The organism is Actinomadura opuntiae, from assembly GCF_030283205.1.
Lineage (GTDB): Bacteria > Actinomycetota > Actinomycetes > Streptosporangiales > Streptosporangiaceae > Spirillospora.
In genome coordinates this window covers 86,013-102,471 of sequence record NZ_JASNWF010000024.1, presented here as the reverse complement: position 1 = coordinate 102,471, position 16,459 = coordinate 86,013, and the positions used below count along the sequence as shown (strand labels likewise).

Sequence of the window (16,459 nt, the reverse complement as noted above, 5' to 3'; positions counted from 1 at the left end):
CTGACCCGACCTTGCGCCAGAGATCAGACCATCCCGAGGGATCCGGTCCGTCGATCCGGCGAAAACAAGCCGAACGCCAACGCACCCAGCGAGCGGGAAGTATGCAGCAACCTGGTCAGAAGAAGTCCATCGCAGGAACCCTCCTCAATCTCATCGGCAGCGGTCCGAAGCCCGCCCCCACGACACCCACGGCGGGAGACGGAGAGGTCATCCAGCCCGCCGCCGGCGAGGGGGCCCTGGAGAACCATCTGGGCGGTGACGAGGCCCGCAACTACCGCAAGTACGAGTACGAGACCGTCGCGCCCCACGTCGGGCGCTCCCTGCTGGAGATCGGCTCGGGGCTCGGGCACTTCTCCGAGCAGTTCGCCGGACGGCTCGACTACCTCGTCGTCAGCGACAACGACCCCTACTGCGTCGGCGAGCTGCGCAAGCGCTACGACGGCAACGACGACGTCGAGGTCATCGACCTCGAACTTCCGGCCGAGATCCAGATCCGGCAGAAGGTCGACACGGTCGTGATGATGAACGTCCTGGAGCACATCAAGGACGACGTCCAGGCGCTGCGCGACCTCGCCTCCGTCACCCTGCCCGGCGGCCGGATCGTGATCTGGGTGCCCGGCTACATGCAGCTGTACGGCGACTTCGACCGCAAGGTCGGGCACGTCACCCGGTACACCCCGGCGACGCTGGAGGCCTCGGTGCGCGAGGCCGGGCTCCTCCCGGAGGTGCTCAAGCCGATCAACTTCCTGGGCGGGATCGCCTGGTGGTTCGCGGTGCGCCGCGGCGGCGCCGGCTACCCCGACCCGCGGCTGGTCAAGATCTACGACCGGACGGTCGTGCCGGTGACCCGCGCCATCGAGCGCGCGGTCCGGCCGCCGTTCGGGCAGACCGTCTTCTGCGTGGCCCGCGTCCCGCGCTAGCGGTCCGCGGCGGGCACGGCGGGCACGAGATCATCACCATGTGAACTCGTGCCCGCCGTTTTCGGTATGTCGCCCGTTACACGGCGCAATGGGCGGAGCACACTGGGCAGTGGCCGGAACGGTCGCGGGGCCGCCTCTCCGGGGGAGGAGCACCCTGAGCTTCCGCGGCGCGCGACCGCGAAGGCCGGCCACGTCAGTTCCCGTGTGGTCCGACGGTTCAGTGGCGGGAGTCCGGGAGGGGGGCTCCCGCCACCGAACCCTGCCTGCTCGAATCCTGCCTGCCAGAGCCCGACCCGTTCGCCGTGGAGCGCCCGGCGGAGCCGGCGAACAGCGCCAGCCGGTGCGCGGTCGCGGCGGCCTCGCCGCGGTTGGCGACCTCGAGCTTGCTCAGGATGTTCGACACGTGCACGCTGGCCGTCTTCACCGAGATGAACAGCGCCTCGGCGATGTCGCGGTTGCTGCGCCCCTCGGCGACGAGGCGCAGCACCTCGTACTCGCGCGGGGTCAGGCCGAGCGGGGCGGACGGCTCCGCGCCGGTGCGGCGCGGCGCCCGCGTGCGCCGCTGCAGGTCGGCGACCCGTTCCGCGAGCGGCGCGGCGCCGAGGTCAACGGCTATGCCGGCCGCGATCCGCAACCGCTCCGAGGCGGCGTCGTGGTCGCCGTCGGCCAGCGCCGCCTCGGCGGCGTGGACGAGGGACTGCGCGCGGGCGAACGGGTTGCCGAGCGCCTCCCACGCGGCGGCGACCTCGTCCCAGGCCGCCCGGTCGAGGACGCCCCGGGCGCGGGCCGCCTCGGCGTCGAATTCGAGCTTGTGGGCGCGCTGCAGCGGGCCGCTGATCGTCAGGCCGGCGGCGCGCTCCTCGATCCGGCGCAGCATCGGCGCGGCGGACGGGCCCAACTCGCCGCAGGCCGTGGCGCCCGCGATCAGCACCGGCAGGGCGTAGCGGGCGTCGTCCGGCAGGCCCGCCTCCTCGATCACGCCCTCGACGGCCGGCAGCACGTCCTGCGGGCGGCCCTGGGCCAGCGCCACCCGCGCCTCCAGCCAGAGGGTGGCGAAGTAGTCCTGCGTCTTCAGCCACTTCATCTTGAGCCGCATGATGTCGCGGGCGCCGTCGAGCCGCTCGCGGACGGTCGCCATGTCGCCGCGTGCGAGCGCGATACCGCCCGACAGGACCAGCAGCGAGGTCCGGATCGTCACCGACGGCTCCTGCTCCATGGCGTGGTTCATCACCGCCATGGCCTCGTCCCAGCGTCCGAGGGAGACGAGCGGCTCGGCCTGGTTGATGCACAGGAACGTGCCCTGGGTGCGCTCCACGCCGTACTCGCGTGCCAGCTCCTTGCCCTGCGCGGCGACGGCTGCGGCCTCCTCGTGCCGGCCCGCCCCCTCCAGGAAGTGCGACTTGATGACGTAGTACCGCAGCAGCACCCGGTGGTTGCCGCTGGCCGCCGCGGTCTGTTCCACCTCGGCGAGCGTGCTGCCCGAGACGCTCCCGGTGTAGTCGGAGTAGTCGATGTCGGCGCAGAACAGCGTGATGAGCGCCTGCGCCTCGGCGACGGGATCGGCGAGCTTGCGCGCGATGGCCAGCGACTCGGCCGCCGCGGCGCGCGCCTCGGGGATGTCGGTGGTGAAGCGCACGTAGGTCGCCAGGGCCGCCAGCGCGCGCGCCCGCAGGACCGTCGGGGGATCGGCGGGCAGCGCCTTCACCGCGGCGCGCAGGTCGTCGACGAAGCCGGGCCGGGCCATCTCGTAGCGCATGTGGCCGCGCAGCTCCAGCAGCGCGGCCCAGCGCTCGGTGCCCCTCGCGTCCTCGCCGGCGTCCTCGATCTCCTTCAGCGCGGCGGTGACGAACTTGATGCCCCGGTCGTACTCGCCGGCCAGGTCGGCGGCGGTCGCGGCGTCCTCCATCACCTTGATGTGGTCGGCGCCGATGCGCTCGGCCGCGTCGGGCACCCGGTCCCACAGGTGGAGCACCCGCGACAGCATCGTCAGGCACTCGGCGTAGGCGAGCGCCTTGCGCGCGTCGGCCGCCGCCCGCCACGACGCGACGAGCGCCCACGTGGCGTCGTTGGCGGCCTTCCAGTGGTGGCTGAGCTCCACCCAGAGCCGCCCGGACGGCACCAGCCCCGGGTCGTTCTCCAGGGCCTCGGCGTAACGGGTGTGCAGGCGCGTGTACTCGCCGGGCAGCAGGTCGTCGTGGACGGCCTCGCGGATCAGCGCGTGCCGGAACGCGTAGCCGTCGCCGTCCACGACCAGGACGTTCGCCGCGACGGCCGGCCGCAGCACCCGGGTCAGCGCGGCGTCGTCCAGCCCCGACACGGCGGCCAGCAGGGCGTGCTCGATGCGGGTGCCGCCGCCGCTGGCGTCCCGCAGCACGTCCTGGGTCTCCTCGGGCAGCCGCTGGACGCCCGCCAGCAGCAGGTCGCGCAGCGACTCGGGCAGCTCGCACGCCAGCGTGCCGTCGTCGTCGAGCAGCGCCTCGACGAACAGCGGGTTGCCCTCGCTGCGCGCGTCGATCCGGTCGACCAGGCCGGGCGGCGGCGCCTGCCCCAGCACCGCGGTGACCAGCGCTGCGACCTCCGAGCGGGCCAGCCGGGCGATCTCCAGCCGGGTGACCCGGTCGACCCGCTCCAGCCCGCCGAGCAGCGGGCGCAGCGGATGGGTGCGGTGCAGCTCGTCCGACCGGTACGTCACCACGATCAGGACCGGCGCGGCGCTCTGGTTGCGCACCAGGAACGACAGCAGGTCGCGGGTGGAGCGGTCCGCCCAGTGCGCGTCCTCGATGACCAGGACGACCGGCTCGCGCTCGGCGAGCCGCTCCAGCAGGGTGAGGACCACCTCGAACAGCCGGGCGCGCTCCTCGCCGGACGCGGCGTCGCTCTCCGGCTCGCCGAACTCGGGCAGCAGCCGGGCGAGGCCGCCGGTGTCGCCGCGCGGGACGAGCGCCGCGATCCCGTCGATGCCGATGTCGCGGACCAGCCCGCGCAGCACGGTGGTGAACGGCGCGAACGGCAGGCCGTCGGAGCCGAGCTCCAGGCAGCCGCCGACCAGCACGCGGGCCCGCCCGGCGCCGCCGACCGACGCCGCGAACTCGCGGATCAGCCGGGTCTTGCCGAGGCCCGCCTCGCCGCCGACCAGGACCGCGCCGGGGGCCGCGGCCAGCGCGTCCTCCAGCACGCCCAGCTCGGCCGACCTGCCGACCAGGACGGGACTCATCGCACGCGCGCTCACGTCACAAGAATGCCAAACGGATCCGACATTCCCACCTGAATATCAATCGGTGAGACTGTGCCAGCCCTGTCCGTGTTGCTCGTCGAGGCCGGCGACCGGGCCTCCGGGCAGCGGCGGATGGACGGTCGTGCGCACCGGGCCGGCGTCCAGCACGCCGCGCGCCCGGAAGTGGTCGAGCTCCAGCATCTCGGCGCCGGTCAGCAGCGGCGCCACCGGCGCCCCGGCGGCCGACAGCCGCTCCATGGCCTCGTCCCTGGTCAGCCGGCCGATCGCCGCCGCCACCTCGGCGTCCAGCTCGGCGACCCGGCCGAGCCGCTCGGCGAACGGCACGCCCGCCGCCTCGTCCAGGCCGAGCGCGCGGCAGGTCGCCGCCCAGAGCCGCTCCTCCGACACGACCCCGAGTGTGATCTTCGACCCGTCCTTGGTGGCGTACACCCCGTACCCGGGCACCGGCCCGGTGACGTGGGGCGCCGGGTCAGCGGGTCGCGGCGCAGCCTTCGCGGGCTCCCGCGGCCGGGTCGCCTCGGGGACGGTGCTCGTCCAGTGCGCCAGCACGTCCGCCATGCCCAGGTCGATCCGGTCGCCGACGCCGGTGGCGCGGGCCTTCAGGCACGCCGCGGTGATCGCGAACGCGGCCATCGTCGCGGCGGCCATGTCGGCGACGGGCAGCTCGTCCAGGCTCGGGGACACCGCGTCCGGCGGCAGCGTCGCCGCGTACGCGCGGTAGTTGACGTCGTGCCCGGGCACCTGCGCGAGCGGCCCGTCGGCCCCGTAACCGGAGATGGAGCAGTACACCAGCCGCGGATTGAGCGCGCGCACGGCGGCGTCGCCCACCCCGAGCCGGTCGGCGACGCCGGGACGGAACCCCTCCACGAACACCTCGGCGTCCGCCGCGAGCTCCAGGCACCGCTCCCGCCCGGCCTCGGACTTCAGGTCCAGCGCGATGCTCCGCTTGCGCCGGTTGAGCAGGTCGAAGTGCCCCTGGAACATCCGCATGGGCTCGCCGCCCGGCGGTTCCACCTTGATGACGTCGGCGCCGAGCTGGGCGAGCAGCTGCGTGGTGTACGGCCCGGGCCGCCACATCGTCAGGTCCAGCACCCGGAGTCCGTCCAGCGGCGCCATGCCCCTCCTCCACCTCGGCCCGCCCCTGACCGGGACGGACGTCCCGCCATGGTCGCCGCCCCCCATCCACCCAGTCAAGCGAGCGCTTGCTTCTTCGTCGCCTAGGAGCCGGTGCCGGCCGCGTCCGGGGCGGGTGGCCGTTCCAGCGTGAACACGAGGGTGGACGGGTCGACCCGGGCCGGCAGCACCGTGCCCTGTGCGACGCTCCCGACCCGGTAGCGCGGGAGCTCGTTGCTCGACTCGAACGAGGCGAATCCCGGCCCGCTGATCCGCATCAGGAGCCGGACCTGGAAGTGGTGGTCGTTGGTCGGCGGGGCGGAGGAGACCGCCAGGACGAGCGCGGTCGCCTCGACGCCGTGGGCGGCGAGCCGGATCGTGGCGCGCCGTTCCGCGCGGGCGGAGACGACGGTGGAAAGCCCGACGGAGGCGACGAACGCCGAGAACAGGGCCAGCCCGGCGGCCGCCCATGTCCAGCCGCCGCGAGTTCCGCCGATGCCCGTGGCGGCAAGGACCGCGCAGAACACGGCGGCGGCGCCCGCGCCGAGCATCAGGATCCCGCCCACGACGCAGGCGATCATCGTGATCACCGGGCCCTGGGGATCCAGCAGGACGGGCTCGCGCGTGCGGAAGGCGGGCACGGCGGCATGGTAGCCGCCGGGCCGGCGGGATGGGGGCCGCGGGCGGGCGCGTCCGTTGACGGGGCGTCCAATTCGGGTGATGCTGGCCGGGCAGGGCCGGGTTGCGCGCCTGTTTTCGCTGGTCACGCGAGTGGAGGTGGGGGAGATCCGTTTCTCGCTCTTCTATGAGCACCAGTTGCCCCGGCCGTGGGAGGACGGGCGGGAGCTGCGGCTCTATCAGGACGCGCTGGACCAGGTGGAGATCGCCGACCGGGTGGGGTTCGACGTCATCTGGGAGGTCGAGCACCACTTCCTGGAGGAGTACAGCCATTCGCCCGCGCCGGAGGTGTTCCTGGCGGCGGCGTCGCAGCGGACGCGGCGGGTGCGGCTCGGGCACGGGATCGTCCAGCTGCCGCCCGCCGTCAACCATCCCGCGCGGATCGCCGAGCGGATCGCGGCGCTCGACCTGGTGTCGAACGGCCGGGTGGAGTTCGGGACGGGCGAGTCGAGCTCCAGCGCCGAGCTGGGCGGGTTCGGGGTGCGGCGGACGGACAAGCGGGCGCAGTGGCAGGACGCGATCGACGCGATCACCCGGATGTTCGTCGAGGAGCCGTTCGCCGGGTGGCGGTCGCCGTACCTGCGGATGCCGCCGCGCAACGTCGTCCCGAAGCCGGTGCAGAAGCCGCATCCGCCGCTGTGGGTGGCGTGCTCGCGGCGGGAGACGATCCAGTTCGCGGCCCGGAACGGGATCGGGGCGCTGTCGTTCTCGTTCGTCGAGCCCGAGGACGCGCAGAAGTGGGTGGACGAGTACTACCGCATCCTGACCTCGGAGGAATGCGTCCCGGCGGGGTTCGCGGTGAACCCGAACGTGACCGTGGTGCTTCCCATGATGCTGCACGAGGACGAGGCCACCGCGATCGAGCGCGGTATCGACGGGGCGCACTTCTTCGCGTTCGCGCTGGCCCATTACTACGGGACGACGCCGCACGATCCGGGCCGCACCGATGTGTGGGCGGAGTTCCAGGAGCGCCGGGCGTCCCGGGGGCTGGACCGGGAGCAGATCATCGCCGGTGCCGGGCCGCTGAACGTGAACGTCGGTTCGCTGCGCGGTGCGGTCGGTACTCCCGAGCAGGTCATCGAACTGATCCGGCGGTACGAGGCGGCGGGCGTCGACCAGATCTCGTTCGTGCTCCAGTCCGGCCGGAACGAGCACGAGCACATCTGCGAGAGCCTGGAGCTGTTCGGCGCGTCGGTGCTGCCGCATTTCGTCGAGGGGCGGGAGGAGCGGGAGGCGGCCAAGGCGGAACGTCTCGCGCCCGCGATCGAAGCGGCCCTGGCGCGGCGGAAGCCGGCCCGGGAACTGCCGTCCGGTTACCGGATCGACGAGGACGCGGAGGTGGCCCGGGCGCAGCGCTCGTCCCGGCCCCGCCGCCCGGCGCGGGAGGAGATCCGCGCGACGGCCCGGCGGCGGGCCGCGCAGGGCTTCTACAAGCTGGTGCACGGCCGGACCGACGAGCAGATCGAGCGGCGGTTCGGGCCGGGCGCGCAGCGGGTGTTCTTCGCGGGGATGGCCCGCGCTTTCGATCCGTCAGCGGCGGCCGGGTTCGAGGGCGAGATCGAGTTCCGCCTGACGCCCGGGCGCGGGACCGCGACGGCCTGGACGATCCGGATCGCGGACGGACGGGCCCGCGCCCGCGCGCACGCGTCCACCAGGCCGGACGTCGCGCTCGTCCTGCGAACGGCCGACTTCCTGCGCATCCTCGCCGGGGACGCCAATCCGGCGTCGATGCTCATGGACGGCCGGCTGCGGATCGAGGGGAACTACGAACTGGCGCCGCGCCTCAGCGAGATGTTCGGCGGCCCTTCCCCGTACTGAGCCCGGAGTTCAGGGGTGGCCGTGGTCCCCCGATCACCACGGCCACCAGTACGTGTGATGCGGGATGTGCCGTCCGGGTTCGGGGAGGGTTCGGATGAATCTCGGAACTTTCGCCCGGGGTGTTGTGGGCGGCGGGCGTATGCTCTACAAGTAGTAGTACTACAGCCTGTCGTTGTTAGGGGCGGGGATGCGCATTCTCATCGTGGGCGCCGGGATCGGCGGGCTCGCGGCGGCGCTGGGGCTCCAGGCGGCCGGGCATCGGGTGACGGTGCTGGAGCGCGCGGAGCGGCTGCGCACCGAGGGCGGGGCGATCACGCTGTGGCCGAACGGCGTGACCGTGCTGCGCGACCTCGGCGTCGACCTGGCCGGGCTCGGCGCGCACCCGTCCGCGGTCGGGCTGCTGAGCGCGCGGGGCAGGCCGATCCTGACCATTCCGGCGCGCGAGCTGGAGGCCCGGCTGGGCGCGCCTCCCCTGTGCGTGGCGAGGATGGAGCTGCTCGTCCGGCTCTACGAAGGGCTGCCGGAGGGGACGGTGCGGTTCGGGGAGCGGTTCGCGCGGTACGTCCAGCGCGGCCGGGCCGTGCGCGTCGAGACCGAGTCGGGGACCGTCCATGGCGCCGACCTCCTGATCGGCGCGGACGGCGCGTGGTCCCGTGTGCGCGCGGCGGCGTTCGGCGCCAACGTCCCGAAGCCGACCGGAGTGGCGACCGTGCAGGGGCTCGTCCCGTCGAAGATCGATCTCGACGGGCGCTCGCTGATGCTCCTCGGACGCGAGGGCGACGCGGGGTTCGGACCGGCGGGCGACGGGCGCGTGTGGTTCTTCTTCGACGTCCCGTGGCCGCCGGACGGCCCGGCCGGTCGCCCGCTGGAGTTCCTCCGGCGGCGCTTCGGCGGCTGGGCCTGGCCCGCCCACGACCTCCTGGCCGAACTGACCGACGACGACGTGGAGGTCTTCCCGAACCACCGGCACGCGATCCCGCGCCGCTGGGGCCGGGGACGGTGCCTGCTGGTCGGCGACGCCATGCACGTCATGCCCCCGTTCTTCGCGCAGGGAACGAACCAGGCGCTAGAAGACGTCTCCACCCTGCTGCGCCTGCTCGGCCAGGGGGAAGACCAGCTGAAGCGCTACGGCCCGCTCCGCCTCCGGCAGGCCCGGCTCGCCGCGGCGCTCGCCACCAACGGCCGCTTCGTCAAGGAGCCGCTCAGCCTGGTGCAGTCCGAGCCCGTCCTGCGCCTCATGGCCGCCGCCCCCGGCGCGTCGGCGACGGCCGCCATCGTCGCGATCCTGCGCGCCACGAGCAACCGCCTCCCCTAACGTGGGGCGCGTGAGGACGTTCAGGGGCGCCGCCATCGGCGCGGTCATCGCGGTTCTCGGCGGGCTCGCCGTTCCGGCGCACGCGGCGGAGGGGCTGGCGCCGCTGGTCGACCTGGCGGCACGGCGGCTCGACGTCGCGGACATGGTCGCCGCCGCCAAGTGGGGGACGGGCAAGCCCATCGAGGACAAGGCGCGCGAGCAGCAGATCCTGGACTCGGTCGCCGAGCGCTCGGTGCGGATGGGCATCGACCCCGAGACGGCCAAGAGGATCTTCCGCGACCAGATCGAGGCGGGCAAGCTCGTCCAGCGCGGCCTGTTCGCGCGCTGGACGGTCCGCCCCGGCGAGGTCCCGGCGCACCGGCCCGACCTGGAGAAGGAGGTCCGGCCGCTGCTCGACCGGATCACCGACGAGCTGCTGGCCGACATCAAGGACACGCAGGGCGTCCGGCACGACCCGTCCTGCCGCACGGAACTGGTGAAGGCGGTCGGACGGGTCGAGGCCGCCCGGCACCCCGACGTCCTGCACCGCGTCGGCCTGGTCCGGGCGGTTCCATCGATCTGCTGACAGATCGATCTTCTGACAATGCCCCCTCGGGCTTTTGGACCCCGTGTCGACATGGTTATGTGCCCCTGTGACACGGGACGCGGGAAAAGTCGTGATCGGCCGGTACCGGCTCGCGGAGATGCTGGGCGAGGGCGGGATGGGCGCCGTCTGGCGCGCGCACGATGAGCGGATGCGCCGCGACGTGGCGCTCAAGCGGCTCAAGCCGCCCCCGGACCTGGAGCCGGGGCTGCGCGAGCAGATGGTGGCGCGCATGGAGCGGGAGGCCCGGTCGGTCGGGATGCTCAAGCACCCCGGCATCATCACCGTCCATGACCAGTTCCACGACGAGGACGGCCTGCCCTGGATCGTGATGGAGCTGGTGCGGGGCCGCTCCCTGGACGCCGCCATCCGCGAGGACGGCCCGCTGGACGAGGCGGAGGCCGCCCGGATCGGCGCGCGGATCGCCGAGGCGCTGGCGGCCGCGCACGAGGCGGGGGTCGTGCACCGCGACATCAAGCCGGCCAACATCCTGCTGGAGGGCGACCGGGTCGTGGTCTCCGACTTCGGGCTCGCCGCCGTCGCCGGGGAGACCGCCCTGACCGCCACCGGCGCCCTGCTGGGCACTCCCGCCTACCTCGCCCCCGAGCAGGTCGACGACCGCGAGGCCACGGCCGCCTCCGACGTCTGGGCCCTGGGCGTCACCCTGTACACCGCCGTCGAAGGGCGTCCCGCCTTCACCGGCGGCACCATGGCGGCGCTGCTCCTGGCCATCTCCCGGGGCGAACCCGCGCCGATGCAGCGGGCGCGGCTTCTGGCGCCCGTCCTGCGGGACCTGCTGCGCCGCGATCCGCGGCGGCGCCCCAGCGCCCGAGCCGCCGCCACCACCCTCAACGCGCTGGCCGGAACCCCGCCCGCCGAAACCCCGCCCATGCAGGCCCCAGCGGCCGATACCGTCCCGCCGCTGCCGTTCGCGGAGCCCTCCCGCCGCGCGTTCCTGCTCAGCGGGAGCGCCGCTGCCGTCGCCCTGGCCGTCCCCATCGGCTACGCCCTCACGCACGACGGGGGGTCGGGGCGCCCCCACGCGAGCAACACGCCTACCGCCTCGGGCCCACCTTCCCTGGGGAAGGTGCTGAGCGGCCATACGGGCCCGGTCACCGCGGTGGCGTTCAGCCCGGACGGGAAGACCCTCGCCAGCACGAGCGAGGATCGCACGGTGCGGCTGTGGGACCCCGCGACCCGCGCGCCCATCGGGCAGCCCCTCACCGGACACAAGGACGCGGTGCTCGCGGTGGCGTTCGATCCGCACGGGAAGACCCTGGTCACCGGGAGCAAGGACAAGACGGCGCGCGTGTGGGACGCCGCCACCCGCCTGCCGGTCGGCAAGCCTCTCACCGGCCAGTACGACGCCGTCTGGGCGGTCGCGTTCAGCCCCGACGGCAAGATCCTCGCCACCTCGGGCGGCGGTGACGTGCTGCTGCGGCACGCGGACACCCGCAAAGCCTTCGGTGATCCCGCCGTGCACCTGAACACCGTCAGCGCGATGGCGTTCAGCCCGGACGGGAAGACCCTGGTGACCGCGGCCGGCGACAACGTGTACGTGTGGGACCTGGCCGACCCCGCGCGCGCCCGCTGGCGGAACCTCAAGGAACGGGCCAGCGGTATCGCCGGGGTGGCGTTCAGTCCCGACGGCAAGATCCTCGCCACCGGAAGCGCGGCCGACGGCGAGATGCGGTTGTGGAAGGCGGCCACCCGCAAGCCCATCGGCAAGCCCTTCGGCGGCGGTGGCCGAGGGGTCGGCGGAGTGGCCTTCAGCCCCGACGGCAAGATCCTGGCCACCGGAGGCGACGACACCATGGTGCGGCTGTGGGACGTGGCCGCCCGCAAACTCCTCAGAGCGCCCCTCACGGGGCATACGGACAGCGTCGTCTCGGTGGCGTTCAGTCCCGACGGCAGGACCCTGGCCAGCGCGAGCACCGACCACACCCTGCGGTTGTGGGACATGGCGGCCCTGGGCGTGCGGGCACCGGCCTGACCCGGCGGATGGGCCGTTTGTGCCGGTGCGGGTCTTCGGCGATGCTGGGGGCGTGTCAACGGAGACTCTGCTCGGCGCCGCCGAGCTGCGCGCGTTCCTGGACGGGCTGCCGGGCGTCGACCAGGTCGGCGCGCAGGAGCGCGCCGCCCGGCTCGCCACGCGGTCGATCAAGACGTCCGCCAAGGCCGAGGCCATCGACCTGGCCATCGCGATGGTGGACCTGACCACCCTGGAGGGCGCCGACACCGCCGGGAAGGTGCGGGCGCTGTGCGCGAAGGCCGTCCGGCCCGACCCGTCGGACGCGACGGTGCCGAAGGTCGCGGCGGTGTGCGTCTACCCCGACATGGTGGAGACGGCCGTCGCGGCGCTGGACGGGTCCGGGATCGGCGTCGCGTCGGTGGCGACGGCGTTCCCGTCGGGGCGGGCGCCGCTGGAGGCCAAGCTCGCCGACACGCGGGCGGCGGTCGCGGCGGGCGCGTCCGAGATCGACATGGTGATCGACCGGGGCGCGTTCCTGTCCGGCGACGTGCTGAAGGTGTTCGAGGAGATCACCGCGGTCAAGCAGGCGTGCGGCGGCGCGCACCTGAAGGTGATCCTGGAGACGGGCGAGCTCGCGACGCTCGACAACGTGCGGCGCGCGTCGTGGCTGGCGATGCGGGCGGGCGCCGACTTCATCAAGACCTCCACCGGCAAGGTGTCGCCGGCGGCGACGCTGCCGGTGACGCTGGTGATGCTGGAGGCCGTCCGCGACTACCGGGCCGCGACCGGACGCCAGGTCGGGGTGAAGCCGGCGGGCGGGATCCGCACCACCAAGGACGCGATCAAGTACCTGGTGCTGGTGAACGAGACCGCCGGCCCGGACTGGCTGTCCCCGCAATGGTTCCGGCTCGGCGCGTCGTCGGTGCTGAACGACCTGCTGATGCAGCGCCGCAAGCTGTCCACCGGGGTGTACTCCGGTCCCGACTACTTCACCCTGGACTGATCATGGTGTTCGAGTACGCGCCCGCGCCCGAGTCCCGGTCGGTCGTCGACATCCGGCCGTCCTACGGGCTGTTCGTCGGCGGCGAGTTCGTCGACGGGCACGGCGAGCCGTTCAAGTCGATCAACCCGGCCGACGAGAGCGTGCTGGCCGACATCGCCTGCGCCGACGAGGCGGACGTCGACCGCGCCGTGCAGGCGGCCCGCACCGCCTACGACACGGTGTGGGGGCCGATGCCCGGCGCCGAGCGCGCCAAGTACCTGTACCGGATCGCCCGGATCATCCAGGAACGTTCCCGCGAGCTGGCCGTGCTGGAGTCGATCGACAACGGCAAGCCGATCCGCGAGTCGCGCGACGTCGACGTCCCGCTCGTCGCGGCGTGGTTCTTCTACTACGCGGGCTGGGCCGACAAGCTCGGCTACGCCGGGTTCGGCCCGGACCCGCGCCCGGTCGGCGTCGCGGGCCAGGTCATCCCGTGGAACTTCCCGCTGCTGATGCTCGCCTGGAAGATCGCGCCCGCGCTGGCCTGCGGCAACACCGTCGTGCTGAAGCCGGCGGAGACGACGCCGCTGACGGCCCTGCTGTTCGCCGACATCTGCCGCCAGGCCGACCTGCCACCCGGCGTCGTCAACATCATCACCGGCGCGGGCGAGACGGGCCGCGCGCTCGTCGCCCACCCCGGCATCGACAAGGTCGCCTTCACCGGCTCCACGGACGTCGGCCGCCAGATCGCCCGCACGCTCGCCGGGACGTCCAAGAAGCTGACGCTGGAGCTGGGCGGGAAGGCCGCCAACATCGTCTACGCGGACGCCGCGCTCGACCAGGCCGTCGAGGGCATCGTCAACGGGATCTTCTTCAACCAGGGGCACGTCTGCTGCGCCGGGTCGCGGCTGCTGGTGCAGGAATCGGTGGCCGACGAAGTCCTCGACCGGCTCAAGGCGCGGATGGCGACGCTGCGGGTCGGCGACCCGCTCGACAAGAACACCGACATCGGCGCGATCAACTCCGCCGAGCAGCTCGACCGGATCCGCGAGCTGTCGTCGGCCGGCGAGCACGAGGGCGCGACCCGCTGGTCACCGCCCTGCGACCTGCCCGACCGCGGGTTCTGGTTCGCGCCGACCGTCTTCACCGGCGTGGCGCAGTCGCACCGGATCGCGCAGGAGGAGATCTTCGGCCCCGTCCTGTCGGTGCTGACGTTCCGCACCCCCGACGAGGCCGTCACCAAGGCCAACAACACGCCCTACGGGCTCTCCGCCGGGATCTGGACGGAGAAGGGCTCGCAGATCCTGTGGACCGCGCAGCGGCTGCGCGCCGGGGTCGTGTGGGCCAACACCTTCAACAAGTTCGACCCGGCCTCCCCGTTCGGCGGCTACAAGGAATCGGGGTTCGGCCGCGAAGGCGGACGCCACGGGCTGGAGGGCTATCTCGATGTCTGACCGTCTCACCGTCCGCAAGACCTACAAGCTGTACATCGGCGGCGCGTTCCCGCGTTCGGAGTCAGGCAGGTCGTACCCCGTGACCGACGGCAAGGGACGGTTCGTCGCCAACGCGTCCCAGGCGTCCCGCAAGGACGTCCGCGACGCGGTCTCCGCCGCCCGCAAGGCGTTCGGCGGCTGGTCGGGACGCACCGCCTACAACCGCGCCCAGATCCTCTACCGCGTTGCCGAGATGCTGGAGGGACGCCGCGACCAGTTCGTCGACGAGGTCCGGCACGGCGGCGCGTCCAAGGCGCAGGCCGCCGCCGAGGTGGACGCGGCGGTCGACCGGTGGGTCTGGTACGCCGGATGGGCCGACAAGATCTCCGCCGTCGCGGGCGCCGCCAACCCCGTCTCCGGGCCGTTCTTCAACTTCTCCACGCCCGAGCCCACCGGCGTCGTCGGCATCGTCGCGCCCGACTCGCCGCTGCTCGGCCTGGTGTCGGTGGTCGCGCCCGCGATCGTCACCGGCAACACCGCCGTCGTCGTCGCGTCCGAGCCCGCGCCGCTGGCCGCCGTCACCCTCGCCGAGGTGCTCGCCACGTCCGACCTTCCCGGCGGCGTCGTCAACGTCCTCACGGGGCACCGAGCGGAACTCGCGCCGTGGCTCGCGTCCCACATGGACGTCAACGCCGTTGACCTCACCGGCGTCCCGGACGCCGACGTGCCCGGTCTCCAGGAGAAGGCGGCCGAGAACCTCAAGCGCGTCTTCCGCGCCCCCGGCGACTGGGCCGACGACCCCGGAACCGCGCGCCTGACGGCGTTTCTGGAGGTCAAGACGGTGTGGCACACCGTCGGTGTCTGAAAGTGGAAATGGCGCGGAGTGTGTAGAGCGTCACGAACGGTGGAATAGATCTCCCCGTAACTGATCATCACGGGGGGTAGATCAGTGCCTACCAAGACCGCATCGCGTACGACGAGCCGAGGTACGGCCGCTCGTACGAAGAGCACCACGACCAAGTCCACGGCCGCCAAGAAGACGGCCTCCAAGAGCACCTCGGCCGCCAAGTCGCCGTCGAGGTCCACGACCAGCCGCTCGACCGGGGCCAAGTCCCCGGCGAAGCGGACCGGCGCCGCGTCGGGCAAGGCGTCCACGGCGGCGTCGACGCGCGTCACCAAGGCCGCCGACCAGGCCAAGGCCGCCGCCACGCAGATGAAGTCGGTGGCGACCAAGGCGTCCTCGTCGGCCAAGGCCATGACCGCGATGACCAAGGCCATGACCACAGCCACCAAGGCGATGACCGACGCGGCCAAGGCGATGAACGCCGCGGCCAAGGACATGGCGAAGCAGCAGGCCACGCGTTCCACGGCCGCCAAGAGCAAGACCGGCACGACCGCGCGAAAGAGCCCGGCGTCCGGGACGGCCCGCAAGACCACTGCGGCGGCGAGCCGCTCACGGTCCACGGCGTCGGCGCGGGTGAGCTCGCCCAAGTCGACGGCGCGCAAGACCACGGCGTCCAAGACCCGGCCGTCCACCGCGAAGAAGACGACGGCGGCCAAGCCGCGGACGAGCGCCGCGCGCAAGACCACCGCGTCCTCGTCCCGGACGACCGCGAGCACCAGGAGCGGCACGGCGCGCAAGAGCACCGCGTCCCGCTCGTCCGGCACCGCCCGCAAGTCGAGCGCCTCGGGGACGGGCAAGGCCGCCTCGACCCGCCCGCGAGCGGGCGGCGCCACGGCCCGCCGCACCGCCGAGTCGGCCGCCGCGGCACCGCCGCCCGCCGGTCCCCTGGTCGAGCCGAAGACCTCCAACGGCCTGCAGCACTCGACCAGCACCGACGGCGGCTTCCTGACCGGCCTGACCAGCGCCGGGCAGCGCGACCGCTGACCGGCCTCACGGGTGCGGGGGTCTGGGGGTCCGCCCCCGGAGGGGACACGGTTCGGGCGGTAGCCCTGGGGGTCTGGGGGTCCGCCCCCGGAGGGGATGCCGCTCCGCCCGGCGCCCGGCGCCGCATCCCGCCCGCGGGCGGGGCCCTGCCGGGGCACGGGCGCGGGCGGAGCCGGCCGCGTCCGCGCACGCCGCGCACGCCGCCGGCCGGCGACTCACCACGGCCGCCTCACGGGAGGGCCCATTGGACGAGAAGGACATCCTGGCGCGCATCGACGACTACGTCGGCGAGGAGCAGCGGCTGCGCGACCGCTACCGGCGCGGCGACCTGGACCGCGACGAGGAGCACCGGCGGCTGGAGGAGCTGGAGGTGGCGCTGGACCAGTGCTGGGACCTGCTGCGCCGGCGCCGCGCCCGGATCGACGCGGGCGCGGATCCCGGCGACGCGGACAGCCATGTCCGCCCGCCGGACGAGGTCGAGGGCTACCTGCAGTGACGCTGCCCCTGAACCCGCCGTCCGGG

General features: G+C 73.4%; 13 protein-coding genes. 10 read left to right on the top strand and 3 right to left on the bottom strand.

The genetic code is table 11. The features are described 5' to 3' along the window. Positions 1 to 101 precede the first annotated feature (101 nt). Positions 102 to 920 carry a class I SAM-dependent methyltransferase gene (locus QP089_RS39770; RefSeq protein WP_285919221.1) on the top strand — a complete coding sequence of 273 codons (819 nt, stop codon included), beginning with the start codon at positions 102 to 104 and terminating at the stop codon, positions 918 to 920. Positions 921 to 1,137: 217 nt separating this feature from the next. On the opposite strand, the gene QP089_RS39765 is transcribed toward QP089_RS39770, so the two are convergent. From QP089_RS39765 to QP089_RS39755, 3 genes are all read right to left on the bottom strand, one after another. Continuing rightward, positions 1,138 to 4,149, bottom strand: coding sequence for a helix-turn-helix transcriptional regulator (locus QP089_RS39765; protein ID WP_285919219.1), 3,012 nt, complete (start codon positions 4,147 to 4,149; stop codon positions 1,138 to 1,140). Between the two features lie 42 nt (positions 4,150 to 4,191). Then, entirely contained in the window at positions 4,192 to 5,271 is a 1,080-nt protein-coding gene (locus QP089_RS39760; RefSeq protein ID WP_285919218.1) for a CaiB/BaiF CoA transferase family protein, read from the bottom strand. 101 nt (positions 5,272 to 5,372) lie between these two features. Beyond that, a complete protein-coding gene (locus QP089_RS39755) occupies positions 5,373 to 5,909 on the bottom strand; it encodes a hypothetical protein (RefSeq protein ID WP_285919216.1) in 537 nt (178 codons plus the stop codon). A gap of 136 nt (positions 5,910 to 6,045) precedes the next feature. Here QP089_RS39755 and QP089_RS39750 point away from each other — a divergent pair, with 136 nt between their 5' ends. The 9 genes from QP089_RS39750 to QP089_RS39710 all read left to right on the top strand — a co-directional run bounded on the left by QP089_RS39750 (position 6,046) and on the right by QP089_RS39710 (position 16,433). Then, positions 6,046 to 7,764: an LLM class flavin-dependent oxidoreductase gene (locus QP089_RS39750; RefSeq protein WP_285919215.1), complete on the top strand. Its 1,719-nt coding sequence runs from the start codon at positions 6,046 to 6,048 to the stop codon at positions 7,762 to 7,764. Between the two features lie 187 nt (positions 7,765 to 7,951). Further along, entirely contained in the window at positions 7,952 to 9,079 is a 1,128-nt protein-coding gene (locus QP089_RS39745; RefSeq protein ID WP_285919213.1) for an FAD-dependent oxidoreductase, read from the top strand. 10 nt (positions 9,080 to 9,089) lie between these two features. Further along, positions 9,090 to 9,644, top strand: a complete 555-nt coding sequence (locus QP089_RS39740) for a chorismate mutase (protein WP_285919211.1) — start codon at positions 9,090 to 9,092, stop codon at positions 9,642 to 9,644. 67 nt (positions 9,645 to 9,711) lie between these two features. Further along, a complete protein-coding gene (locus QP089_RS39735) occupies positions 9,712 to 11,655 on the top strand; it encodes a WD40 repeat domain-containing serine/threonine protein kinase (protein ID WP_285919210.1) in 1,944 nt (647 codons plus the stop codon). 52 nt (positions 11,656 to 11,707) lie between these two features. Further along, positions 11,708 to 12,637: a deoxyribose-phosphate aldolase gene (deoC, locus tag QP089_RS39730; RefSeq protein WP_285919208.1), complete on the top strand. Its 930-nt coding sequence runs from the start codon at positions 11,708 to 11,710 to the stop codon at positions 12,635 to 12,637. 2 nt (positions 12,638 to 12,639) lie between these two features. After that, positions 12,640 to 14,070, top strand: a complete 1,431-nt coding sequence (locus tag QP089_RS39725) for an aldehyde dehydrogenase family protein (RefSeq protein ID WP_285919206.1) — start codon at positions 12,640 to 12,642, stop codon at positions 14,068 to 14,070. Beyond that, a complete protein-coding gene (locus tag QP089_RS39720) occupies positions 14,063 to 14,914 on the top strand; it encodes an aldehyde dehydrogenase family protein (RefSeq protein ID WP_285919204.1) in 852 nt (283 codons plus the stop codon). The genes QP089_RS39725 and QP089_RS39720 overlap by 8 nt, the downstream gene beginning before the upstream one ends. A gap of 84 nt (positions 14,915 to 14,998) precedes the next feature. Beyond that, entirely contained in the window at positions 14,999 to 15,937 is a 939-nt protein-coding gene (locus tag QP089_RS39715) for a hypothetical protein (protein ID WP_285919202.1), read from the top strand. 244 nt (positions 15,938 to 16,181) lie between these two features. After that, positions 16,182 to 16,433 carry a DUF2630 family protein gene (locus tag QP089_RS39710; protein WP_285919200.1) on the top strand — a complete coding sequence of 84 codons (252 nt, stop codon included), beginning with the start codon at positions 16,182 to 16,184 and terminating at the stop codon, positions 16,431 to 16,433. Positions 16,434 to 16,459: the final 26 nt, after the last annotated feature.